The 21926-nt window shown below is 67.7% G+C and carries 23 protein-coding genes; 9 read left to right on the top strand and 14 right to left on the bottom strand.

Translation table 11 applies throughout. The annotated features are described in order from the left end of the window. Window positions 1–2: 2 nt before the first annotated feature. Genes JOD62_RS05190 through JOD62_RS05200 form a run of 3 tightly spaced genes read right to left on the bottom strand, consistent with a single transcriptional unit; the run spans window position 3 to window position 1928 of the window. Complete coding sequence (locus tag JOD62_RS05190) at window positions 3–569, bottom strand: glycosyltransferase (RefSeq protein WP_204938259.1); 567 nt, start codon at window positions 567–569, stop codon at window positions 3–5. Next, complete coding sequence (locus JOD62_RS05195) at window positions 569–1018, bottom strand: glycosyltransferase family 28 protein (protein WP_204938260.1); 450 nt, start codon at window positions 1016–1018, stop codon at window positions 569–571. Before JOD62_RS05195 ends, JOD62_RS05190 begins: the two co-directional genes overlap by 1 nt. A 1-nt stretch (window position 1019) precedes the next feature. Continuing rightward, window positions 1020–1928 (bottom strand): glycosyltransferase family 2 protein, encoded by a 909-nt coding sequence (locus tag JOD62_RS05200; RefSeq protein WP_204938261.1) that lies wholly within the window; start codon window positions 1926–1928, stop codon window positions 1020–1022. A gap of 184 nt (window positions 1929–2112) precedes the next feature. Here JOD62_RS05200 and JOD62_RS05205 point away from each other — a divergent pair, with 184 nt between their 5' ends. The 3 genes from JOD62_RS05205 to JOD62_RS05215 all read left to right on the top strand — a co-directional run bounded on the left by JOD62_RS05205 (window position 2113) and on the right by JOD62_RS05215 (window position 5925). Then, a complete protein-coding gene (locus JOD62_RS05205) occupies window positions 2113–3246 on the top strand; it encodes a Gfo/Idh/MocA family protein (RefSeq protein WP_204938262.1) in 1134 nt (377 codons plus the stop codon). Beyond that, the gene (locus JOD62_RS05210) at window positions 3243–4160 is read left to right on the top strand and encodes a hypothetical protein (RefSeq protein WP_239526557.1); all 918 of its coding nucleotides are present in this window, start codon (window positions 3243–3245) and stop codon (window positions 4158–4160) included. Before JOD62_RS05205 ends, JOD62_RS05210 begins: the two co-directional genes overlap by 4 nt. Window positions 4161–4287: 127 nt before the next feature. Beyond that, entirely contained in the window at window positions 4288–5925 is a 1638-nt protein-coding gene (locus tag JOD62_RS05215; RefSeq protein ID WP_204938263.1) for a glycoside hydrolase family 16 protein, read from the top strand. A gap of 22 nt (window positions 5926–5947) precedes the next feature. Here the strand turns inward: JOD62_RS05215 and JOD62_RS05220 are convergent, their stop codons facing one another. The 3 genes from JOD62_RS05220 to JOD62_RS05230 all read right to left on the bottom strand — a co-directional run bounded on the left by JOD62_RS05220 (window position 5948) and on the right by JOD62_RS05230 (window position 9557). Continuing rightward, window positions 5948–6877, bottom strand: a complete 930-nt coding sequence (locus tag JOD62_RS05220) for a YveK family protein (RefSeq protein ID WP_204938264.1) — start codon at window positions 6875–6877, stop codon at window positions 5948–5950. Window positions 6878–6983: 106 nt separating this feature from the next. Beyond that, window positions 6984–8309, bottom strand: a complete 1326-nt coding sequence (locus JOD62_RS05225) for a phenylacetate--CoA ligase family protein (protein WP_204938265.1) — start codon at window positions 8307–8309, stop codon at window positions 6984–6986. A gap of 75 nt (window positions 8310–8384) precedes the next feature. Further along, window positions 8385–9557 (bottom strand): glycosyltransferase, encoded by a 1173-nt coding sequence (locus tag JOD62_RS05230; RefSeq protein WP_271171454.1) that lies wholly within the window; start codon window positions 9555–9557, stop codon window positions 8385–8387. Between the two features lie 195 nt (window positions 9558–9752). Between JOD62_RS05230 and JOD62_RS05235 the strand changes: the two genes are divergently transcribed. From JOD62_RS05235 to JOD62_RS05250, 4 genes are all read left to right on the top strand, one after another. Next, window positions 9753–10208, top strand: coding sequence for an adenylyltransferase/cytidyltransferase family protein (locus JOD62_RS05235; protein WP_204938266.1), 456 nt, complete (start codon window positions 9753–9755; stop codon window positions 10206–10208). 65 nt (window positions 10209–10273) lie between these two features. Continuing rightward, window positions 10274–10537 carry a glutaredoxin family protein gene (locus tag JOD62_RS05240; RefSeq protein ID WP_204938267.1) on the top strand — a complete coding sequence of 88 codons (264 nt, stop codon included), beginning with the start codon at window positions 10274–10276 and terminating at the stop codon, window positions 10535–10537. Between the two features lie 151 nt (window positions 10538–10688). Then, complete coding sequence (locus tag JOD62_RS05245; protein WP_204938268.1) at window positions 10689–12119, top strand: MFS transporter; 1431 nt, start codon at window positions 10689–10691, stop codon at window positions 12117–12119. Window positions 12120–12211: 92 nt separating this feature from the next. Next, window positions 12212–13933, top strand: coding sequence for an aldehyde dehydrogenase family protein (locus JOD62_RS05250; protein ID WP_204938269.1), 1722 nt, complete (start codon window positions 12212–12214; stop codon window positions 13931–13933). A 61-nt stretch (window positions 13934–13994) separates the two neighbouring features. Here the strand turns inward: JOD62_RS05250 and pip are convergent, their stop codons facing one another. After that, entirely contained in the window at window positions 13995–14960 is a 966-nt protein-coding gene (pip, locus tag JOD62_RS05255) for a prolyl aminopeptidase (RefSeq protein WP_204938270.1), read from the bottom strand. Between the two features lie 151 nt (window positions 14961–15111). Continuing rightward, window positions 15112–15978 carry a KPN_02809 family neutral zinc metallopeptidase gene (gene ypfJ, locus JOD62_RS05260; protein ID WP_204938271.1) on the bottom strand — a complete coding sequence of 289 codons (867 nt, stop codon included), beginning with the start codon at window positions 15976–15978 and terminating at the stop codon, window positions 15112–15114. A gap of 56 nt (window positions 15979–16034) precedes the next feature. Here ypfJ and JOD62_RS05265 point away from each other — a divergent pair, with 56 nt between their 5' ends. Together JOD62_RS05265 and JOD62_RS05270 are read left to right on the top strand one after the other, a co-directional pair. Continuing rightward, window positions 16035–17024: a malate dehydrogenase gene (locus JOD62_RS05265; protein ID WP_204938272.1), complete on the top strand. Its 990-nt coding sequence runs from the start codon at window positions 16035–16037 to the stop codon at window positions 17022–17024. Window positions 17025–17087: 63 nt separating this feature from the next. Continuing rightward, a complete protein-coding gene (locus JOD62_RS05270) occupies window positions 17088–17558 on the top strand; it encodes a recombinase family protein (protein ID WP_239526559.1) in 471 nt (156 codons plus the stop codon). Between the two features lie 158 nt (window positions 17559–17716). On the opposite strand, the gene JOD62_RS05275 is transcribed toward JOD62_RS05270, so the two are convergent. From JOD62_RS05275 to JOD62_RS05300, 6 genes are all read right to left on the bottom strand, one after another. After that, the gene (locus tag JOD62_RS05275) at window positions 17717–18004 is read right to left on the bottom strand and encodes a WXG100 family type VII secretion target (RefSeq protein WP_204938273.1); all 288 of its coding nucleotides are present in this window, start codon (window positions 18002–18004) and stop codon (window positions 17717–17719) included. Window positions 18005–18119: 115 nt separating this feature from the next. Next, window positions 18120–18788: a hypothetical protein gene (locus JOD62_RS05280; protein ID WP_204938274.1), complete on the bottom strand. Its 669-nt coding sequence runs from the start codon at window positions 18786–18788 to the stop codon at window positions 18120–18122. Next, entirely contained in the window at window positions 18785–19603 is an 819-nt protein-coding gene (locus JOD62_RS05285) for a hypothetical protein (protein WP_204938275.1), read from the bottom strand. Before JOD62_RS05285 ends, JOD62_RS05280 begins: the two co-directional genes overlap by 4 nt. Continuing rightward, on the bottom strand, window positions 19600–20238 hold the full coding sequence (locus tag JOD62_RS05290) for a hypothetical protein (protein ID WP_204938276.1): 639 nt from the start codon (window positions 20236–20238) through the stop codon (window positions 19600–19602). The genes JOD62_RS05285 and JOD62_RS05290 overlap by 4 nt, the downstream gene beginning before the upstream one ends. Then, window positions 20235–21485: a hypothetical protein gene (locus JOD62_RS05295; RefSeq protein WP_204938277.1), complete on the bottom strand. Its 1251-nt coding sequence runs from the start codon at window positions 21483–21485 to the stop codon at window positions 20235–20237. Before JOD62_RS05295 ends, JOD62_RS05290 begins: the two co-directional genes overlap by 4 nt. Before the next feature lie 17 nt (window positions 21486–21502). Next, the gene (locus tag JOD62_RS05300) at window positions 21503–21853 is read right to left on the bottom strand and encodes a hypothetical protein (RefSeq protein ID WP_204938278.1); all 351 of its coding nucleotides are present in this window, start codon (window positions 21851–21853) and stop codon (window positions 21503–21505) included. Window positions 21854–21926: the final 73 nt, after the last annotated feature.

Below are 21926 nucleotides of genomic sequence, written 5' to 3' on the forward strand. Positions count from 1 at the left end.
GCTCAGCGCCGAAGGACGGCTCGGGCGAGGGCGCCTCCGGTGCGGACGAGGCGCCGTGGCCGCTCGTACCACGGGAGGCGGGCGACGGGCTGCTCCAGGAGGGCACGCACGACCTCGGCGCCCGGCGTTGCGATCTCCTGCGGCAGGTCGGCGCCGACGCCCGCGAACGTGTCCTGCAGCTGCTGCGCGAGCTGCTCGCGGGTGAGCGCACGACGCAGGATGCCGAACTTCTCCATCTCGGCGGTGAAGACCAGCTGATGGTCGTCGACGACCTCACCGCCACCCGGCACACGCGGCACGACGATCGGCACGATGCCGAGCTCCCTCATGTCCATGACACCGCCCGCACCGCCCTGCAGCACCACCGCGTCGGCGCTGCGACACAGAGCGAGGAGCTCGGCATAGGGCAGGATCTCTACGTTCTCTGCGCCTGCGACGGGACATGATGGCCCGTGCTGCATCACCACCCGGGTGTCGACGGCGTCGCGCAGCCACTCCTCCATCCAGATCGAGAGCCGGTCGAAGGGCAGATGATAGGTGCCTGCCGAGACGACGACGAGGCGCGACATCAGAGCACCACTCCCACCGAGCGGGACCCGGGATAGAACGCGCGCATGTGATCCCACTGCACGAGGAACTCGTCGGCGAAGGGGTAGACGAGACGTCCGCTCAGACCGGGCGTCGTGATGCGGTCGACAGGCTCCAGGTACACCGTGCGCGCGCCGAATCTGCGCGCCTGGCTGAAGAACGGCAGCGCGATGGCCGCGCCCGTCGAGAACACGATGTCAGGCTTCTCGTCCTTCAGCACGCGCCTCGCGAGACCGAAGTTGCGACGGAGATTGGGCACATTGCGGACGGTCGGGTAGTGGATCTCGTAGACCTTCTCATCTGCCAGTCGCGAGCGGGCGTCCTCGACGGGGAACGTCGCCCAGACCCGCTCATGCTCCCCCCACCAGTCGCGCAGCGCGAGCGCCTGGGTGAGGTGTCCTCCGGAGGAGCAGGCGATGAGGATCTTCATGTCAGATTCCTCGACCGAGCTTCTGCACGACGCGGGTGACCGTCTCCGTCCGGACCAGCCCCCGCGAGATCGCGATCGCGAGCATCGCCTTCACCTGGGTCGGCGCATTGCGCAGCGCCCGCCAGGCCCATTCGCGCGCCGCGGGCCCCTGATCGCTGGCGGCGAGGGCGAACGCCACCTGTGCCTGAATGCGGCCGTGGGCGCGAGGAATACGGGAGAAATCCGGATGCTTCGCCAGCAGATACTGCAGCGCTTCGGCATAGCTCGCCCACTGCCCGAAGTAGTACGACTGGCCGTTCCACAGGACTTTGACGAGCGGCTCGTTCACCACCGTGACGACCCCCAGCGCCGATGCGCGCAGCAGGATGTCGTAATCCTCCCCGTAGCTGCGCGGAAGCTCTTCGTCGATGAGGCCCAGATCTCCCTGGAGCACCTCACGCCGGAACATCAGGCTCGACGAGTGCACACCGGGAATCCTGTTGCGCAGGAAGTCCTCATGCGTCAGTTCCTCCGCGGGAGCGCGCCGCTCGATCCGGCTGCTGCCGTCGTCGACGAGCATCGCTGTGCCGACGACCATCGCCGCGGGCACCTCCGCGAAACGTCGCAGTTGCGCGGCGAGCTTGCCCGGAAGCCACTCGTCGTCATCGTCGAGGAAGGCGACGAGGCGTCCGGTCGCGGCGTCGATGCCGGAGTTCCGGGCGCCGGCAAGACCCCGCGAGCGCGAATTGGCGATGCCGCGCACCGTCCACCCCGCAGGGATGTCGAGCTCGGGCACCTCGATCGGGCAGGCATCGAAGACGATGATGACCTCGCCCGTGGCATCCGTCTCCTGCGTCAGCACGCTCTCGACCGCGCTCTTCATGAACGCCGGCCTGTTGTGCGTCGGAACGACGACGGAAACCTCTTGCATCTGACACACTCCCCTTGTGTGACGTCGCCAGACAGAGGAGCGAATGCGCTCACCATCTGGTCTTTCCCCACTGCGCCGGTGGGCCCCATCCCACCGGAAAGACATCGACAGAAAGTCGATGTGCCAGTTACTATAGCGAATGGAGCCTCCCTGGGAAGGGGCTCTCTGGGGAAGGGGATCTGGCGTGCCAGAAGAATCTGTATCGACGCGCGTCCGCGTCGGGGTCGTCGGGGCCGGAAAGATGGGCCTCTCGCACTTGGCGATCGTGCGCGCGCTGCGCGACGTCGAGCTCGTGGGTGTCGTCGACGCCACCGACTATCTGCTCGACGTGCTGAACAAATACACCGGCGCGCAGACGTACTCGACGCTCGAGGCGATGCTCGCTGAAGCACGTCCCGAGGCCGTTCTGATCGCCACACCGACCGGCTCGCACGCCGCACTCGTGCGCACAGCCCTCGAGAGCGGCGTGCACGTCTTCTGCGAGAAGCCGCTCACGCTTCGGGCGGAAGAGTCGCTGGCACTCGCGGCCCTCGCGCAAGACCGCGGCCTGGTGGCCCAGGTCGGCTATCACAACCGCTTCATCGCGACGTTCCAGGAGGTCAAGCGCCTCCTCGACGCCGGGGCGATCGGCGAGGTGACGCATGTGCTCGCCGAGGCGTACGGCCCGGTCGTCCTCCAGGCGAAGGGCGGCACCTGGCGGTCCAAGCGCGCGAGCGGCGGCGGATGCCTCTACGACTACGCCGCCCACCCGCTCGACCTCGTGCACTGGTACCTCGGTGCACCCGAGGCGGTGCGCGGCTCCGTCCTCAACAGCATCTTCTCCGCCGACACCGACGACGAGGTCTACTCGACCCTCGAGTATCCGAACGGGCTCAGCGTCCACCTCTCCGTGAACTGGTCCGATGAGTCGTATCGCAAGATGTCGACGAGCGTGACCCTGACCGGCACTCTCGGGCGGATCGTCGCCGACCGCCAGGAGATCCGGGTCTTCCTGCGTGACGACGCTCCCGCCCCGGAGGGCTACCGCCCCGGATGGAACATCCGCTACACGACCGATCTCACCGCGCCCGTCTCCTTCTATCTGCGTGGCGAGGAGTACAGCGCGCAGCTCGAGAGCTTCATCGCCGCGATCGCCGCAGGTGAGCGCACCGCACGGCAGAACGGCTTCCTCGGGGCAGCCCAGACCGACCGGATCATCGAATGGATCCAGGCGGATGCTGCGGGTGAGACATCGCCCGCGCTCGGGCCCGCCGCGCCCACATCCGTGATGCGCATCCGCACACGCCGCACCCTGTTCGGCCGGAGGAAGACAGCATGAGCGAAACATCCGAACTCGCCACGATGGCCGACGCCGAGACCGCCGCGCGCCCCCTCGATCTTCTGCTTCTGGGGGACAACCAGTTCTTCGGCATCAATCACATGTCCGAAGAGAAGGCACGCGCGCAGGCGATCCGCTTTCAGGACACGTCCGCGATCATCGACGTCATCGACATCGCTCTCGACCACGGCATCCGCACACTCATGTGCACCACACACGACCGCATCGGCGAGGTCTGCGACCACATGCGCGCGAACCCGGAGCGCTATGCCGACTACCGGTTCTATCCGTGCATGCCGTACGCCCACAAGTATGCGAACGCGGTGACCGACAACGGAATGCTCGGCGCCGTACGACAGTTCCTCCCGGAGGAGGGCCTGTTGAATGCTGCGCTGCGCGGCGGCAAGTCCTTCATGCGCAAAGACATCGAGGGCATCATCACCCTGCTCATCGACGCCGAGATGAAGATGTTCCAGGGGCTGAACACACCCGTCGTCTTCCTGCAGAACGTGGTCGTCGATCTCATGCTCGGTCTCGGCTTCGATGAGGCCTTCGCGATCTTCGATCGTCACGTGCGCGAACGCTACGGCGCCGAGCCGGGATTCATCACGATGAACCTCCCGATGCTGCTGGACACGCTCGACCGGGTCGGCATCCGCAACCCGATCGTCTGCGCCAACATCAACGAGATCGGGTTTCGGATGTCCGGCGGGATCGCCGCATACGAGCAGGCGCTGCGCGAGCGTGAGTTCCGCCCCGTCGCCATGTCGGTCTTCGCCTCGGGCGCCATTCCCCCGCAGCGCGCACTGCGGTGGATTCATGACCACGCGCAGGTCGAGGCGATCGTCTTCGGCGCCTCCTCACGCGCCTCGATTGCCAGCACGACGGAAATTGTCAGGGATCTTTGGGGATGAGCTGACCTACACTGGGTGCTGTTAACCCAGACCAGGGTGCCGCGAGGGGAATCGTCAGGCATCCGCGATCCCTGACGTCTGCTCCCCGCTGTGAAGAGTGACACTCTTCCCGGCAGACGTCCGCACAATGATCTCCACAACAACTCCATTCCCCCTTCGTTCCCGACTTCTCCTCGCACCGCTTGCGATCATCGCCGTGTTCCTCGGCATCTTCGTCGCCGCGCCCACCGCTGAGGCGGCATCCACCGTCACCAAGTCCACGAGCTCCGTCATCAAGCGCGAAGCATCCGGCTGGTCCTATTACCGCGCGACCACCGCCCCGGCCTCGACATGGAAGACCGACACGACCGGAACAGGCTGGCGCACCGGCACCGCTCCCTTCGGCGTCGGTACGACCGGACTCAACACCGGCACGGTGCTCCCGACGATCAGCGGCACGCAGCCGCTCGCGTCCTATTACCGCAAGACGTTCACACTGACCAAGGACCTCCCCGAGTACGCCTGGCTGAACACCTGGGCGGACGACGGCATCGTCGTATGGGTGAACGGCACCGAAGTGGGCCGCAAGAACGCACCGGCCGGCACCATCACCGACAAGAGCTACGCGACCGCGGCACCGTCGACCAAGAAGGCGCGCTCGGAACCGGTCACGTTCACCGTGCCTGCGAAGCTACTCAAGGAGGGCACCAACACGATCGCCGTTCAGGTGCTCGCGAACTACCGCAAGACCCCGAACGTGAGCTTCGACGCCCACTTCGTTCGCGAGGACCACACCTCGACAGAGACGACGCCCCCGGTCGCGCCCACGACGCCGCCGACGACCCCGACGACTCCGCCGACCACACCCACGACTCCTCCGACCACACCCACCACCCCTCCGACGACACCCACGACTCCGCCGACCACACCCGACGCGGGCGACAAGGTCGAAGGATGGGGCGCTCCCACCTGGCGCGACGAGTTCGACTACGTCGACCCGGCGACCGGCGCTCCTGCCGTCGACCCGAGCAAGTGGAACGTCCGCGGCCGTGACGACCTCGGCCTGCTGTTCGATGCCGCCGTCCCTGACCGTGGTCAGGTGACCGTCGATGGCGCGGACGTGCTGCACATCCGCGGCGACTGGCTCGACCAGCCCGTCATCCGCCCCTCGAACCAGACCGGCCCACGCGAACTGTGGCACAAGACCGGCTACCTCGACCAGCGCAAGCTGCAGTCCGACGATGTCTCGATGGCGCAGCAGTACGGTCGCTGGGAGATCCGCGCGAAGACCCCGAGCGGCCCGAACACCTTCGGTTCGCTGGCGGCGTTCTGGCTCCGTAACAGCCAGTCGGGTGAGATCGACATCATGGAAGCCTGGGGCTACGACGACGCCGCAGTGCGCGATCAGCGCATCGACACCGCGACGACGACGATCCACACCCACACCGCCGACCCGGCCGCGAACCAGCGGTACATCTGGCACCACCAGGACTTCGGCGGCCCGACCCCCGTGTGGGACGACTTCCACACCTACGCGTTCGAGTTCACCCCGAGCTACGCAGCCGTGATCGTCGACGGCAAGGAGATGCTGCGGGCGACGCCGGCATCGCACCCGAACCTGTGGAAGCAGGAGTTCTTCGGCTCGCCGCTGCACATGCGACTGAACCTGCACATCGGCCCGTCCGAGAAGTACTGGGGTCTCCCGGATCCGAACAACAAGGCGGCGACGCAGAACCTGGACTTCCAGGTCGACTACGTGCGCACCTGGGCCTACACGGGCTCCTGATCACGTCCGGCCCACGCGTCGCCTAACGGCGGCGCTTGGGCCGGCGGCGTGAGGCCGCGATCGGGCCCGACGCCACGAGTCTTCCCGAGTCCGGCTCGACGAGCGTGTCGTCATCGTCCAGCACGACGGGCGGCGGATCGGCCGGTCGCTGCGGCTCCACGTCCTCGTTCTCGTCCTCGTCGAACGTCTGCTCCACCTGGCGACGGTAGGAATGGCCCGGGGCGTTGCGCACCCGCGACGTGATGAGTGCGGCAATCGACCCGAGCAGCAGCCCGAGGAAGAGCCCCGCGGCCACGAACACATAGATCGACGGTCGGTTCGATTCCCTCGGCGGTTCCGCCTGCGTCACGAGCGTTCCCGGGTAGAAGGGCGTCGCCGCGATTCGCGCCTGCTGATCCAGCAACGCCTGCACCTGCAGCTGCGTGGCCGCCCGCTCGTTGCTGCCCTCCGCTTGCGTCGCAAGCAGCTCCTGGAGCTGCGTGATCGACTTCGTCAGTTCGGCCGTCGTCTGATCCACGACCGCGCGCGCGTTCTCGGTGCGCTGCTCGCCGTAGGCCGTCGCAAGCGCGTTCGCACGCTCCGCCGCAAGCTCGGCGGAGTTCGCGGTGACCTGGAAGATGAGAACCTGCGAGTTGCGCGGCACCTCGATCACGGTGTTCGCACGGAGCGCCTCGACGGAGGTGTCGTCCAGAGTCTCGACCGCGCGTGTGAGCACACTCGTCGAGGTGGCGACGACCTTCTCGGTCTCCATGTTGACCGTGTTGAAGCTCGACCCGGAGGAGAGCACGCTGATCGGCTCGACCGTGTGCTGTGCGGCCGCGGTGTACTTCTGCGGGTAGATGAGGAAGATCGCCGCCCCCGCAGCGGACAGCACCACGATCGTCCCTACGAGAACGAACCACGATTTCGTGATGCCTCGGTACAGGTCTTCCAACGTCCAGTGCGTTGCCACTCGATGTCCCCCCAGCTCGCCCCAGTGCTGGTGTCCCTACGCTGGGTGCGCTCATCTTATAAGTCGACCCTTCAGAGAAACCGAGAAAGATCGGGCGATTCCGGCTTTATGTCGCTGCCTCGGAGATGACCAGGCGCGCCTTGCCCCCAGTGCCGTCCACCGCCGTAACCGCTGCGGCGACCACCTCGACCTCGTTCGCGAGGAATCCCGCCACGGTACGGCAGACGCTCTGCGCTGCCTGCGCGGCGGCAGCAGCATCCGAGCCGACCACGTAGCGGATGCTGACGCGATAGTCCGCTGCCTGGTGCACCTGGAACTGACGAACGACCCCCGGCCAGGCGTTGAAGAGCCCGCCGAGACCGCCCGAGACGGTGCGTCCGGAGGGAGTGCGCAGCACATCGGCGATGCGCCCATCGATCGGCGCGATGCGCGCGAGTGTGCGTCCACAGGCGCACGCGCCCGGCAGCACGGCGGTGCGATCTCCGATCGCGTAGCGCACGAGGGGGAACACCCGGTTGTCGAAGTCACTCACCAGCACCGTCCCGACCTCGCCCGCGGGCGCCGGGAAACCGTCGTCGTCGACGATGTCGACCCGGCGCCGGTCAGAGAGCACGTGCAGGCCGTCGTGCGCGTCGCATTCTGCCGCGATCCACGGCACCTCCGCGCTGCGGTAGGTGTCGAAGACGGGAGCGCCGAGCGCGGATTCGATGCGCGCACGCTGGCCCGGATGCAGCATGGAGGCCGTGACCGAGATCGCGGCGAGGCCGCGCAGCGCTCCACCCTGTTCTGCCACATGCGCCGCGTATTCGGCCACACCTTCCACGTAGCCCACGAGGAGCCGGGGGCGCACCCGCGCCATCTCACGATCGAACGCGGCGATGGTGTCCGCCGTCGCGCCCCGTGCGTCGAGGAGGATGTGGCGCGTCGGCCACCATTCCGCGTCGTAGCGCAGCTTCTTCGCACCGGTACGACTCTGGCGATAGATGAAGGCGGCGTCATCGGCGGGATGCACACCCCACCAGGAGTACACGCGCCACCACAGAGCCGCCGTCGGGGCTGTGCGATCGTTGTAGACCAGCAGCGGTCGTCCCGTGCTGCCTCCGGTGCGGGAGGGCAGTCGATCTCGCGCTTCAGACGTCGATGAGATCAGGGCGTCGCCGGCGTCCTGCAGCATCGGCTTGGTGAGCGCGGGCAGGGCGACGAAGTTCTCAGGCTGCGCGACGTCCGCCTCGGAGAACCCGGCGGACGTGTAGTGCTCGCGGTAGAACGCCGTCGTGCGGAACGCATGCAGCGCAAGTTCCGCGCTGCGGGCGGCGGCGAGCGCAGCAGCATCCGCCGCCGTCTGCCGCTCGTCCTGCAGCATCTGCGCGAGCGCGCGACGATCCGCCCGCATGAACAGGCGAGCCTTCGCCTCGAAAACGGCTCTCTTCACAGCTCCCCACAAGCTCCGGCCCCCTGCCGATTGCCTCCATGCTAGAGCGCTGGCCGTCTTTCCGGCAGGGTGCGTTCAGAGTTCGCCGGGCTTCATGGCCTCCGCATCGATCGCGCGGATGATGCGCTGCGCGGCCGTATCGGTGGGCACCTCTGCGGGCTCGACCGCGACTCGGCGCCGCGGTGCGTAGACGACGAGCGAGTGGAAGAGGAAACGGGCGAAGAACGCGACGACGAGCGAGATCGCCGCGGCGAAGATCGCGGAGAAGTGCCAGGTCTCGACCATGAAGGCCAGCAGCGGGATGCGCAGCGCCGCCTCGATGTTGTTGAAGGTGAACGACGAGAGGAACCGGACGCCGAGGCCGGATGCCCCGCGGCGCATGTCGGCGAAGACGAAGCGCTCCTGCAGCACGAAGTTGCCGATGATCGTGGCTTCGGCACCGATGATCGCGGCCCACACGTAATCGACGCCCAGGCTGATGAGCGCCCACATGATGCCGAGGTTGGCGACCGCGCCGATCGCGCCGATGATCGCGAACAGCGACATCTTTCCGAAACGCAGCCGCGCGAGGTGCGCGAGGAATGTCGCTCCCTGGCGCAGCGAGGCCTTCGAGGTGCCGTGGCGGCGCTCGCTGAACTCCATGGGGACCTCGGCGATGCGCACATCCGAGCGGGCGAGGATCTCGAGAAGGATCTTGAACCCCTGCGGCTTGAGGGCCTCGAGGTCGATGCGTCGCCGGTCGACGAGGAAGAAGCCCGTCATCGGGTCGGTGCTGCGCGCCAGACGGACGGGGAACATCGCGCGGGTGAGCCAGGTCGATGCCCGCGAGACCCCGAGCCGGACCGCCGTGCCCAGCCCCCGGGAGTCACCCCCACCCACGTAGCGCGATGCGGCGACGACATCCGCCCCGCCTTCGCGGTATCGGGCGATGAGCTCGGGCAGCAGCTCGGGTGGATGCTGCAGATCGCCGTCCATCACGATGCAGACATCGCCGTCCGCTTCGCGCAATCCCAGGACGACCGCGCCACCCAATCCTCCCGCGTTGCGCTCGCGATGGATCACGCGCACGGGCAGCGGTGCGTCCGCGGCGACCCGAGCCACTTCGGCGGCGGTGTCATCGCTGCTGTCGTCGATGAACAGGATCTCGGCGTCGAGACCCTCGAGCGCGCGGGCAGCGCGACTGACGAGCTCGGCGATGTTGTCGCGTTCGTTGAACGTCGGCACGAGCACTGTGAAGTCGCGGGTCACGACGTTCTCCTTCTGCGGCACGGACGTTGCGGTCTCTATCGTTTCATGTGCGGCTGTGCTCGGCGTGCGCGCGTCGGGATCTGTGAGATTCGCCCTGTTCAGAAGGCGTGTCACCGCCTAGACTGGGCACACGGCTGTGGGAGCCGTACGGGTGGCTGGGGAGTCGCCCTTTCTGGGGATCGATCTGGGGAGATCATGACGACGCGTATCGGCTACGCCACGGGAGCATTCGACCTCTTTCACGTGGGACACCTGAACATCCTTCGTCACGCGAAAGAGCAGTGCGACTATCTGATCGCCGGCATCGTGAGCGATGAGATGCTGCGTCAGGTGAAGGGCATCGAACCTGTCGTGCCGACACTCGAGCGCGCCGAGATCGTGCGACACATCTCGTTCGTCGACGAGGTGTACATCGAGACGGCGCCCGACAAGATGGATGCCTGGCGCGATCTGCACTTCACGCACTTCTTCAAGGGAGACGACTGGCGCGGCACCGAGAAGGGCCTGCGGCTCGAACGGGAGTTCGGCACCGTCGGCGTCGAGGTCGTGTACTTCCCGTACACCGCGCACACGTCCAGCACGTCGCTGCGACAGGCGCTCGACATCATCACGCAGGGCGCTTCGAGTCCTGGCGCGCTCGCGCTGGGTTGAGCGGACGCTCCACCGTTCCGAGGCATTCGGCGCCCGTCCAGACGAGCGCCAGTACCCTAGGGGGTATGACTGCACCTGCCTCTGACACCATCACCATGTTCGGCGCGGACTGGTGCCGCGACTGCATTCGCACGAAGAAGCAGCTCGATGAGCTCGGCGTCGCGTACACCTACATCGACCTGGTCGAGACGCCGGCTGCCGCCGATGTCGCGAAGGACATCTCGGGCCGCACGAACATCCCGGTCGTCGTCTACCCGGATGCATCGCACCACGTCGAGCCCTCCAACGCCGACGTCGAGTCGAAGCTGCGCGAGCTCGCTCTGATCTGAGACCTCTCCACGACGCGCCGTATCGCCGAGGGCGCGCCCTGCCGACGCGGGTAGGGCGCGCCCTCGGCGCGTGGGCGCGTCCTGGGCGCGCGGCCGCGTCGGCCCGTCGTCGACTTCCCCACGCTCGCTCCGGCGCCGATATGCTGACGCGATGAGCAACGTCGCTCGCACTCGAGCCCCTTCGCGCCTGCCCGCCCGCACTGTCGCCCGCTATGCCGCGGGCTCGCTCGGAACGGGCGGATATGCCACGCTTCCCGGTCTCGTCCTCACCTACTTCCTCACCGACAACCTCGGCGTCGCGGCACTCCTCGCGGGTGTCATCGTCACGGCGGCGAAGGTATGGGACGTCATCATCGATCCGCTCATCGGCGCGGCATCGGATCGGCAGCTCGCCCGCACCGGCTCACGGCGCGGGCTCATGGTCGTCGGCGGATTCACGCTCCCGCTGTTCTTCGCCCTCACCTTCGCGGTGCCGCCGGTCTTCGGCCCCGTTGCCGGCGCGATCTGCGTCCTGCTCGCGTTCCTCGCGACAGCCACCGCGTTCAGCCTGTTCCAGGTTCCGTACGTCGCTCTTCCTGCCGAGCTCACCTCCAGCTATGACGAGCGCACGCGTCTGCTCAGTTGGCGCGTCATCGTGCTGACCGCGGCGATCCTCCTCTTCGGTGCGGGCGGTCCCGAGCTGCGCGCGTTGACCGGCGATCCGGTGACCGGCTATCTGCTCATGGGCGTCGTCGCCGGGATCACGATCGGAATCGGCATGCTCATCGCGTCGCGGACGGCGGATGCTGCGGCGCAGCGCATCGCTGCAGCGGGCGTGCCCTCCGATGCCGCCGCAGGCGTAGCATCCGCACCCGCAGGGATCCGCGCGCAGTACGCAGCGGGCATCGACGTCCTGAGACGCAGCGCCCCCTTCCGTGCGCTGCTGGCGACCTTCCTCCTGCAGGCGCTCGCGACGGGCACGATGCTCGCCGGCGCACAGTACGTCGCCACCTGGGTGCTGCGTTCGGAGGGCGCCGTGACGTTCCTGTTCCTCGCACTCGTGGGCCCGGCGCTCGTCGCGACGCCTCTCTGGCAGTGGCTGTCGCTGCGCATCGGAAAGGAGCGCGCGTTCGGGTTCGCGACAGTGCTGTTCCTCGTCGCCGCCTTCACGATCACCGGTGCGATCTGGGCGCCGGGTGCATGGGTCTACGCCTCCGTCGCCGTCGCGGGCATCGCCTACGCGGGCCTGCAGGCGCTGCCGATGGCGATGCTGCCAGATGTCATCTCGCACGACGAACGGGTCAGCGGGCGAGGCCACGCCGGCACCTTCACGGGTGTCTGGACCGCCGGCGAGACGATCGGCTTCGCGCTGGGCGCCTCGACCGTCGCGCTCGTCCTTGCTGCGACGGGCTACGTGTCCCGCGTCGCCACGGAGACGGTCACGCAGCCGGACGCCGCGATCACCGGCATCGTCGTGTGCTTCAGCATCCTGCCTGCGCTTCTGCTGCTCCTGAGCCTCACGACCCTGGCCGGATACCGTCTGCGGCGCAGCGACATCGACGGTGCCGCAGAAGCCGACACGGACGCCCGCGCGGCCGGCTGAGCACATCTCCGGCCTCCGCCCGGGCGCCGGGCGTAGGCTGGGGGTCCCGCGCGGTCGTCGCTGACCCGCACTCTTCGCCGAAGGAGACGCCGATGCCCACCGCCGTTGCCGATGCCACCCGACAGGCGATTGAAACCGCGATCGAAGATCTTCAGGGTGGCGCGCGCTCGTGGGCACTGCTGACCCTGGGCCAGCGCGTCACGCTGCTGCGCTCGGTTCGTCGTGCCGTGGCAGCGAGCGCCCGCGCCTGGGCACAGACAGCCGCGATGTCGAAGGGTCTTTCGGCGCAGCATCCGCTGCGGGGAGAGGAATGGCTGAGCGGGCCCTACGGCACGCTCGGAGCGATCGACGCGTACATCGACACGCTCTCGAAGCTCGCGGCGGGCCACACTCCCCTGGAGGGCGTGACGGTGTCCCGAGCACCGGGTGACCGCACACGCGTGCACGCGTTCCCGCTGACCGGGATCGACCGTTTCCTCCTGTCGGGGTTCTCTGGCGAGGTGTGGCTCGAGCCGGGCATCACGCCCGGCACGGCGCGGGCGAAAGCCGGTCTCGCGCAGCGCACACCGGGCGTCTCCGGAGGGATCGGCCTTGTTCTGGGAGCGGGCAATGTCACCTCGATCCCGGTGCTCGACGTGCTGTACGAACTTCTCGCGCACAACCGTGTCGCCCTGCTCAAGGTCAATCCGACGCAGGATGCGATGGTGCCGGTCTACGAGCGCGCGTTCGCTCCGCTGATCGGGGCCGGATTCCTGCGGATCGTCAAGGGCGCGGGCGACGTCGGCGCCTATCTGACCGCGCATGACGCCTTCGCGCACGTGCACATCACGGGATCGGCCCCCACGTTCGACGCGATCGTGTGGGGCACGGGCAAGGACGCCACGCGTCGCCGCAAAGAGGAGCGTCCGCAGCTGACGACCCCCATCACCGCGGAGCTCGGCGGTGTCTCGCCGATCATCGTCGTGCCCGGCGAGTGGAGCGATGCCGATCTGCGGTTCCAGGCCGAGCACATCGTCACGATGCGCCTGCAGAACTGCGGACACAACTGCATCGCCGGACAGGTCGTGATCCTGTCATCCGAGTGGGCGCAGGCAGATCAGTTCCGCCGTGCGCTGCGTCGCGCCTACGCCCTGGCTCCGGAGCGCCCCATCTGGTACCCGCGTTCCGAAGAGCGGATGCAGCAGGCCACCGAGTCCTATCCGGATGCGCTCGTGCTCGCCGACCGCCTGCTCATCGAGATCGGTCCGGATGACGATGCCACGGCGCTGGAGCAGACCGAGTATTTCGCCCCCGTTCTCGGGGTGGTCGAGCTGCCCGGCACGGGTCGTGCGTTCCTCGATGCCGCCGTCGCGCACGCGAACGAGAAGCTGCAGGGCACGCTGGGGGCGAATCTGCTGATCGATCCGGTCACCGAGAAGGCCCTCGGGGCGGACTTCGAGCGTGCGATTGCCGACCTCCGCTATGGCGCGATCGCCATCAACACCTGGACGGCCTTCGCCTTCCTCACCCCGACTCTCACCTGGGGGGCGTACCCCGGTGGCACGATCGAGGATGTCGGCAGCGGCATCGGAGTCGTGCACAATGCGCTGCTCCTCGATGGCGTGGAGCGCTCGGTCGCCCGAGGGCCCTTCCGTCCGCTCCCTCGCGCGCTGGGCTTCTGGCGTGACGGCGGACGTTTCACGATCCTGCCGAAGCCGCCGTGGTTCGTGACGGCCCGCACCGGCGCCGAGGTCAGCGAGGGCCTGACACGATTCCGCGCGCGCGGCGGGGTGCTGTCGCTGGCGCGCACACTGCTGCAGGCGCTGCGCGCGTAATTCAGGGAGCGATGTTCACCCGCGAATCGCGTGAAACAGGGGGAACATCGCTCCTTGAAAGTCAGTTGGCCGCGAAGCCGTCCGTCGCGGCGCGCAGGGCGCGCTGGATTCCCGGCTCGGATGCCGCGTGCCCGGCGTCGTCGACGACGACGAACTCAGCCTCCGGCCACGCGCGGTGCAGATCCCAGGCGGTCATCATGGGTGTGCAGAGGTCGTAGCGTCCCTGCACGATGACCGCCGGAATGTGGCGGATCGCGTCGACGCCGGCGATGAGCTGGCCCTCCTGCAGCCAGCCGCCGTTCACGAAGTAGTGGTTCTCGATGCGCGCGAAGGCGGTCGCGATCTGCGCCTCGCTCATCTCCTCGACCTTCGCGGGCTCCGGCAGGAGCGTCACCGCGGCTGCTTCCCAACGGCTCCACGCGATCGCTGCGGGCACATGCACCGCAGGGTCAGCATCGAACAGGCGTCGGTGATAGGCCTCGATCATCCGGGGACGCTCCAGCGGCGGGATCTGCTCGACGAACTCCTCCCAGCGATCGGGAAGGAGGGCTGCGGCCCCACCCTCGTAGAACCATTCGAGCTCGAAGCGGCGCAGGGTGAAGATGCCGCGGAGCACGAGCTCGGACACGGCCGTCGGATGCGCCTGCGCGTATGCCAGCGCGAGGGTGCTGCCCCACGATCCGCCGAACACCTGCCACTGGCTGATGCCGAGGTTCTTGCGCAGCAGCTCCATGTCGGCGACGAGGTGCCACGTCGTGTTGAAGCGCATGTCGGCGTCGGGTTCGCTCGCGTGGGGTGTGCTCTGGCCGCAGCCCCGCTGATCGAACAGCACGATGCGGTACTTCTCGGGATCGAAGAAGCGCCGATGCCACGCCGACGTGCCGCCGCCCGGGCCGCCGTGCACGAAGACCACCGGCTTGCCGTCGGGGTTTCCGCTGACCTCCCAGTAGATGCGGTTGCCGTCGCCGACCAGCAGATGGCCGGTCTCGTCGGGCTCGATCTCCGGATAGAGCGCGTCAAAGTTCATGAGGACCCCTCAGTCCGAGGCGTTTGGGGTTGATCCCGAGCGCCCGCTGCAAAAACCCGCAGATGCGGACGTCCTTCCACGCTAACTCACAGGTTCGCGTGGGCGGGACCGTTTGCTGCGCGGGTCGAGAATTACCTCTGGAGGCAGATCTTCAGAGGTCGTCGGTCGCGAAGGCGTCGCACTGACCGAGACCGTACTTGTATCCCGTCGCGAACCAGCGGGCGCGCTGCTCGCTCGTGCCGTGTGTGAAGCTCTCCGGGTTCACGAAGCCCGATTGCTGCTGGATGTGGTCATCGCCGACGACCATCGCCGCGTTGATCGCGTCGGTGAGCTCCTGCTCCGTCGGAGCCTTGAGGTATGGCTGACCGCTGGCATCCTCCTGCTCCGTCATCGCCCCGACCCAGGCTCCCGCATAGCAGTCAGCCTGCAGCTCCATGCGCACACCGTTGCTCATGGGCCCCGTGCCGTTGTTCGGGTACGCCTCCATGGTGCCCATCAGGTTCTGCACGTGGTGCCCGTACTCGTGCGCCAGGATGTACAGCTGCGAGAGATTGCCGGCGGATGCCCCGAACTGCTGACGCAGGATCTGGAAGAACGTCGGATCGAGGTAGACGCCCTGCTCCGGCGGGCAGTAGAAGGGGCCCACGGCGTTCGAGGCCGTGCCGCACTGCGTCGGCGTCGAGCCGTCGACGATCGTGAGCGACGGCTTCACGTAGCCGTTGAGGTTCTCGTCCCAGAACTGGTCGAGAGCGAGAGATGCGGCAGCGATGCGGCAGTCATCGTTCTCGTTGGCGTCCTGTCCGGTCTCGCAGTTCTCGATGACCGTGCCCTGCGATGAGCCGGTCGACCCGCCCGGGGAGCCCCCGCCGAGGAGTCCCGTCAGGTCGACACCGGTGAAGGCGCTGATGAGCATGACGGCGATCGCACCGATGCCGATGCCGCCGCCGGCGATCGCCGCGGTGCGCCCACGTCGACGGGCCGTGTTGTTGCTCACATCGGCGTTCGGGTTGAAGGTCATGCCCTGAGATTACTCCTGTCTGGCATGACTTTCGGGGCGGGCGTAGGCTCGGGCATATGACGACCACGGTCACGATCACCGGCGCCGGAGGCCAGATCGGCTACGCGCTTCTGTTCCGCACCGCCGCAGGCGACATGCTCGGCCCCGATGAACACGTGCGCCTGCGCCTCCTCGAGATCCCGCAGGGGATGGCGGCCGCAGAGGGCGCCGCCCTCGAGCTTCAGGATGCCGCCTTCGAGCTGCTGGACGACATCGAGATCACCGATGACGCCACGGTCGGATTCGACGGCGCCGACCACGCGCTGCTCGTCGGTGCGCGCCCGCGCGGACCCGGCATGGAACGTGGGGACCTCCTCGCCGCCAACGGTGGCATCTTCGGCCCGCAGGGCGCCGCGATCGCCGCATCCGCCGCCCCCGGCATCCGCGTCACGGTCGTCGGCAACCCTGCGAACACCAACGCCCTGATCGCGGCGGCCGCCGCGGAGGGCGTTCCCACTGAACGCTTCACAGCCCTCACCCGACTGGACGAGAACCGCGCCCGCGGACTCCTCGCCCAGACCCTCGGCGTTCCCGTGCGCAGCATCCACAGGCTTCCCATCTGGGGAAACCACTCGGCCACGCAGTTCCCCGACATCACCCACACGACCGTCGACGGTCGCCCTGTCCTCGACCTTCTCGCCGCGCAGGTCGGTGACGTGCGCGCGTGGTTGGAGGAGACCTTCATCCCGCGGGTGGCCACGCGCGGGGCCGAGATCATCCGCGTGCGCGGCTCGTCGTCTGTGGCATCCGCCGCGAGTGCGACGATCGATCACGTCCGCGACTGGGTGCACGGCACGGTCGACTGGACCAGCGCCGCCGTCGTCTCGCACGGCGAGTACGGCGTCCCGGAAGGGCTCATCTCCTCCTTCCCGGTGCGCGCGATCGACGGCGAGTGGCGGATCGTCGAGGGCCTGAAGCCGGATGCCTGGGCGCAGACGCGCATCGACGCATCCGTTGCGGAACTCGTCGCGGAGCGCGATGCGGTGCGCGCGCTCGGGCTTGTCTGAGCGCACGCCGCGGGCTAGGTTTCCCCGCAGGTGCAGGGCAGAATGGATGCCGGAGGCGCACCCATGAACAAGGCACCGGATGTGACATCGGAGATGCACGACGCACATGACGCCGTGACGAGCCCGCTGCATCTTCCGCACGCGGCTTTCGAGTGCCCGAAGTGCTTCACCGAGCTGCAGCGCAACCACGACTGGTGGATCGCACGCCCTGCCGGGTCACGCCTCGTCGGCCTCGTCGTCGCCCGTGACGGCATGCCGCCGGTCGTGCAGCAGCGCGAAGACCTCACCCGCTTCGGCGTGCCGATCGAGGGCTTCCGCCACCCGGCACCGGAGATCCTGGAGAGCTGGAGCGACCGACTCGCGCGCTTCATCGACACACTGGCCTCGGGCGATGTGCTCGTGGTCTCGACGGTGCATGCGCTCGGGCGCGACATCGACGAGGAGTCCCGTACGGTGGCCGAGCTGCGCCGACGCGGAATCATGGTGAAGGTTCTGGGCCACGGCGCCCGACACCTTGCCGACGCCGGACGGTAACGCCTCGCTCCCCAGCGGGCATCACCGTACGGCGGTTCGACGCGTCCGTCAGTCCCCCTCACCCGCCGCAGCGGGCGCAGAGAAGGGCCGGCCTACCCCGACCGGCCCTCCTTCTGACCACCGGGACTGAGGGGGGGCGTCCCGTGGTGCGGCGTGTGTCAGCCGCCGGCAAGCTGCGAATCCAGATCCTGGATCGCACGCATCATGCCCAGCAGCGACTCGGACATGTCATTGATGCCCTCCACCGCTTCTTTCAGCCCGCTCGTCAAGTCGGAGTACCCCTCTCCGAACTTTCCCGAGGCGTGCTGAGTCTTGAAGTCCTCACCGAGAAGAGTGTCGACCTGGCCCTTGAGCAGCTCCAGCTGGCCCTGGATGTCGTCGCGAGCCTGCGAAAGCGACGAAGCGACCTGCTCCATCTCGGCATACGATGCTCCGAAATCAGCCATCGTTGTTCACTCCTCCGTGTGTGGATCTCGGCCCTCAACGGGGCCGCGCACTCACGCTATCGACGCTCGCAAAAGCTGTCGATGGGGAGAAATACCCATGCCGCCCGACGGCGTTCTAGGTGACGGGCGCCGCCGCTTTCGGGTCGACCGGAAGCCAGGTCAGAGTGGACGCGCAGAGGTCGAAGAGCGTCTTCATCTGCACGAGCGGAAGGTCATCGGCAGGGGCGTCCGTCGGGCGCAGGATCACCAGCGTCAGCAGCAGAGCCCGTCGCCGCTGCGATCCCGGAACCGGGGTCATGTAGACCACGGTCGTGGCCAGCATCGACTCCCCGTCCATGCGCTCGGTGGTCTCGCGCTCGACACGGAGGAAGCGCTTGTCGCCGAAGAGCGCCGTCGCCCCGTTCGCAGTGATCGCACCGCGCACATAGGCGTCGAGGTTCTCGCCCGGCTCCGCATGCTGAATCGTGGCCGTCAGCGACGCAGGCATGTAGGCAGAATCCGGTGCGTCATCGCCCGCGGTGAACATCGCGACCGTCGACACGCTTCGCATCTGCGTGAACGCCTCGGTTACCAGCGCGCGCATGCGACCGTAGAGGTCGGGCCGGTGGGCATCGAGCAGACGGCCCCGCATCTTGTCGAGCATGTGATCGCGCTCGGCATCGGTGACGTCGCGGCGCACCCACCCCGGGGGCAGGACGAGCGCGAAGTCCGGATCCGGCGCACCGCCCAGCAGCTCTCGCAGTGACACCTGCGTGGGGGATCCGTTCGGCGTTGCTTCCGTCATGCGGAGATTCCTCTCGGGGCGTCCAGGGTGAAGAGGGTTCCGAGGTCAGCCCGCAGCGCGCGCGCCAGGGTCTCGTCGTCGATCAGCGTGCGCTCCGCGAGGATCCGCAGCGCGGCGTCGCGGTCCTCACGAACCGCCGCTCGCTCCTCGGCCGTCAGGGCGGCGACTGCCGCCATCGCCGTCGCCCGGTCGCTGACCGTCGGGCGCATCGGGCGCTCGGCAGGCTCCGCCTCCGGGTGTCGCGCACTGCGGCGCAGGAGCAGCGCTCCCGCCAGGACCACGCCCAGGACGAGCGTCAGCCACACCGGCAGCAGGGCGATGGGATCCAGCAGGTATCCGTCGCGCTCGGAGACACGGGGCATGCTGACGGCGGAGAACCCCGCGCTCAGTGCCGAGACGACACCGATGCCGCACACGATTCCCGACCAGTAGGCGCCCGAACGCCACCAGGCGATGAGCGCGAGCACCAGCACCGCCGCAGCGACCCAGAAGGCGCCCGACGCGATCGGGACGGATACGCTCGCCGTCACACGATCCACGAGGTAGCTCTCTGCCCCGAGCACCACCATGCCCGCAACCGGGGAGAGAATGCCGCAGATACCCAAGAGGAGAAGCAGTCCGCGCCCCGCGCGGCGCACGGAGGTGTCAGCCGGACGAGAAAGCAGCGCGGCGATCGTGGTGCCATCATCGCCGAACGTCGCGACGACCTCGGGATGCGCCTGGAACGCCACCGCCTCCAGCATCCCCAGGCGCGGGGTGTCCGATCGAGAACGGGCGTGGGCCCAGGACTGCGCGTCTTCGTGAGCAAGAGTCATGATGCGGTCAGGCTATCAACCCAGGTGTTGACGGGCTGGGCCTCGAGCAGAGCGGGCGCGGACGCGCGCCTCGTCGTGCCCTCGGGATCCACGAGCTCCATTCCATCCATGAAGGCGTGAATGGACGGAGAGATCACGCCCAGGAAGTCGGCGAACGTCGGCTCGACCGACACGACGACCACCACACCGTCGAAGCTGAAGACCGCGTCGTAGCCGACGAGAGCGGCGCCATCCGCATCGATCAGGCGCGGCGAGAGCACGCCCTGCCCGAGACCGGCAGAATCGAACAGCACGCCGTCGCCGGGGCCGGGCATGGGCTCGGCGGCGTCGACACTGCCCATTGCGACGTGCACGAACGCACACACCGCGATCGTCAAGGGCCAGAGCTGGAAGGCGAGCGCATCGTCCGGGCGGCGCCGATCGAGCGCGGCCTGCAGCGCGAGAGGCACGAGCGCCTCGTTCTCCACGGTCCACTGGTCGCCCCACGCCTCACGCAGCAACGCGGTGTTCTCTGCGATCCAGGCCTGCTGCTGCGCAGCATCGGCAAGGGACGGAATCGCGAGCCAGCCGCCGTCCAGCGCGGATCCGCTGATACGCCAGGTCCCCGGGGCCCAGTCCGCAGGGAACGCGCTCACAGGATCGCTCCGAGCCACGGCACCTGCTTGGTGATCTTCTTGTCACCGTTGCCGGTCCACTCAAGGATCTTGTCGACGGTCTTGATCGGCGAGCCGATCACCATGTGGGTGAACTCCCACGCCGCCGGAAGCACAGGAGAGTACTGCCATCCGCGCGCACCGTTGGACATGGCATCCGTCAGTTCCACCAGGCCCGTCGTGTTCTTTCCGAAGATGAACCGCGCCATCACGTCGCCGACACCCGCAGGATTGTTCAGCTGCCACAGCGTGCGTCCGCTCTGCAGCATCCCCGTGAACCCGCCGCCGGCGAACCGACCGGCCATCGCCATGTTGTTGAGCTGCCCGGCCGCGGCCGACCAGGTGGACGGCTTGAACGCGGTGACCGCATCGCCCGCGAAGTTCACGAGGCCCTGCTTGCCCTGAGCGAGCTTGCCCAGGCTGCCGAAAGGGATCACCCCGATGATCGCGAGGGCCAGATCCCATCCGCTGGCATCACCTCGGAAGAACTGGTACGCGACGAGAGCGAGCGTCGCGACTGCGATGATGCCGCCAATGATCGCGAAGATCGGCCCTCCGATGATGATCGCCGCGATCGCGACGATCGTACCCACGACCTGAAGCACCTTGACGACCCCGGCGACGAAGCCGTCGACGTTGTCCCAGAAGCCGTCTTCGATCTTGCCCTTGAAGGCGTCATCGATCTTGTCTGCGGCCTCGTCGAATGCGAGCTCCCACGAGTCGACGGCGTCATCGAAGTCCTTGAGAGACTTGCGATACGAGTCGTACAGCTTCTCCTTCTGGAGATCGTCCGCCTCGTTCTCCTCCCCCATCCGCTCTTTCTCCTCATCGCTGCGCCACGGCGCCGGCTGCGCCCAGAACGGGCGCTCACCCTCCCGGTAGCCGGGGGCACTGGAGTATGCCTGCTGCGCGTCACCGCATTCCTCCACCAGCGTGCGGATACGCGGCTGATGCACATCGAGCGCATCCGCATAGGAGACAAGGATCGGTCCGGTCGGCTTGTAGAGCTTCGCGGCGTCCGCGAGTGCGACGTGCGTGTCGCCGACCACTTCCTGCAGCTTCTCGACGGCCTCGCCCTTCATTCCTGCGGAATCTTCGATGAGTCCGCGAAGAAGGGTGCTGCTCGATTCCATCTTCCGACCGAGCGAGGTGATCTGGGTGCCGCGGGTGCGGATCGTCGACGCGTCACCGAACAGCTCGACGACCGGGCGGCCCTTGGGAGAGTACATAAGAAATCTTCCTCCGGTCAGTTCGGCTGGGCGGCGGTCGGAGTCGGGCGGGAGCCGTTGCTGCCGGTCACGTCGACGTCCATCTGCGAGGCCGTCTTCGCGTCCCAATCCGAGACGCCGTCGAGCACACCCTGGACGTGCTTCTGCACCTTGTCGATGTCGGCGGCGAGCTCTTTGCGCTTGTCGTCCCACCGACCTTCAAAGTCATGGACACGCTGACGCAGACGGTGCTTCGAGTACGGGGTGCCGATCGCAGCCTCGACCGCATCCGTGCGCTGGGCAGCCTGCTCCAGCTCTTCCACGATGACTTTGAGCTGATCGCTGACCCGCGACAGCTCGTCGTACTTGATCCAGATGGCGTCCGCCATGTCATCCCCCTCCGTCGTTCACAGCCTAGAATTCCCGCCACACAGCCGTCGATGGGGACAACTCCCCATGAGG

Origin of the sequence: Microbacterium keratanolyticum, assembly GCF_016907255.1 — a bacterium.
In the GTDB taxonomy this organism is placed as follows: Bacteria; Actinomycetota; Actinomycetes; order Actinomycetales; family Microbacteriaceae; genus Microbacterium; species Microbacterium keratanolyticum.

What these genes read in the sequence shown, in the direction of transcription:
- JOD62_RS05195 (WP_204938260.1), bottom strand. Translation starts at nt 1,018, where the DNA reads ATGAAGATCCTCATCGCCTGCTCCTCCGGAGGACACCTCACCCAGGCG.
- JOD62_RS05235 (WP_204938266.1), top strand. Translation starts at nt 9,753, where the DNA reads ATGACGACGCGTATCGGCTACGCCACGGGAGCATTCGACCTCTTTCAC.
- JOD62_RS05240 (WP_204938267.1), top strand. Translation starts at nt 10,274, where the DNA reads ATGACTGCACCTGCCTCTGACACCATCACCATGTTCGGCGCGGACTGG.
- JOD62_RS05215 (WP_204938263.1), top strand. Translation starts at nt 4,288, where the DNA reads ATGATCTCCACAACAACTCCATTCCCCCTTCGTTCCCGACTTCTCCTC.
- ypfJ (WP_204938271.1), bottom strand. Translation starts at nt 15,978, where the DNA reads ATGACCTTCAACCCGAACGCCGATGTGAGCAACAACACGGCCCGTCGA.
- JOD62_RS05275 (WP_204938273.1), bottom strand. Translation starts at nt 18,004, where the DNA reads ATGGCTGATTTCGGAGCATCGTATGCCGAGATGGAGCAGGTCGCTTCG.
- JOD62_RS05210 (WP_239526557.1), top strand. Translation starts at nt 3,243, where the DNA reads ATGAGCGAAACATCCGAACTCGCCACGATGGCCGACGCCGAGACCGCC.
- JOD62_RS05300 (WP_204938278.1), bottom strand. Translation starts at nt 21,853, where the DNA reads ATGGCGGACGCCATCTGGATCAAGTACGACGAGCTGTCGCGGGTCAGC.
- JOD62_RS05245 (WP_204938268.1), top strand. Translation starts at nt 10,689, where the DNA reads ATGAGCAACGTCGCTCGCACTCGAGCCCCTTCGCGCCTGCCCGCCCGC.
- JOD62_RS05280 (WP_204938274.1), bottom strand. Translation starts at nt 18,788, where the DNA reads ATGACGGAAGCAACGCCGAACGGATCCCCCACGCAGGTGTCACTGCGA.
- pip (WP_204938270.1), bottom strand. Translation starts at nt 14,960, where the DNA reads ATGAACTTTGACGCGCTCTATCCGGAGATCGAGCCCGACGAGACCGGC.
- JOD62_RS05190 (WP_204938259.1), bottom strand. Translation starts at nt 569, where the DNA reads ATGTCGCGCCTCGTCGTCGTCTCGGCAGGCACCTATCATCTGCCCTTC.
- JOD62_RS05285 (WP_204938275.1), bottom strand. Translation starts at nt 19,603, where the DNA reads ATGACTCTTGCTCACGAAGACGCGCAGTCCTGGGCCCACGCCCGTTCT.
- JOD62_RS05270 (WP_239526559.1), top strand. Translation starts at nt 17,088, where the DNA reads ATGAACAAGGCACCGGATGTGACATCGGAGATGCACGACGCACATGAC.
- JOD62_RS05250 (WP_204938269.1), top strand. Translation starts at nt 12,212, where the DNA reads ATGCCCACCGCCGTTGCCGATGCCACCCGACAGGCGATTGAAACCGCG.
- JOD62_RS05265 (WP_204938272.1), top strand. Translation starts at nt 16,035, where the DNA reads ATGACGACCACGGTCACGATCACCGGCGCCGGAGGCCAGATCGGCTAC.
- JOD62_RS05200 (WP_204938261.1), bottom strand. Translation starts at nt 1,928, where the DNA reads ATGCAAGAGGTTTCCGTCGTCGTTCCGACGCACAACAGGCCGGCGTTC.
- JOD62_RS05295 (WP_204938277.1), bottom strand. Translation starts at nt 21,485, where the DNA reads ATGTACTCTCCCAAGGGCCGCCCGGTCGTCGAGCTGTTCGGTGACGCG.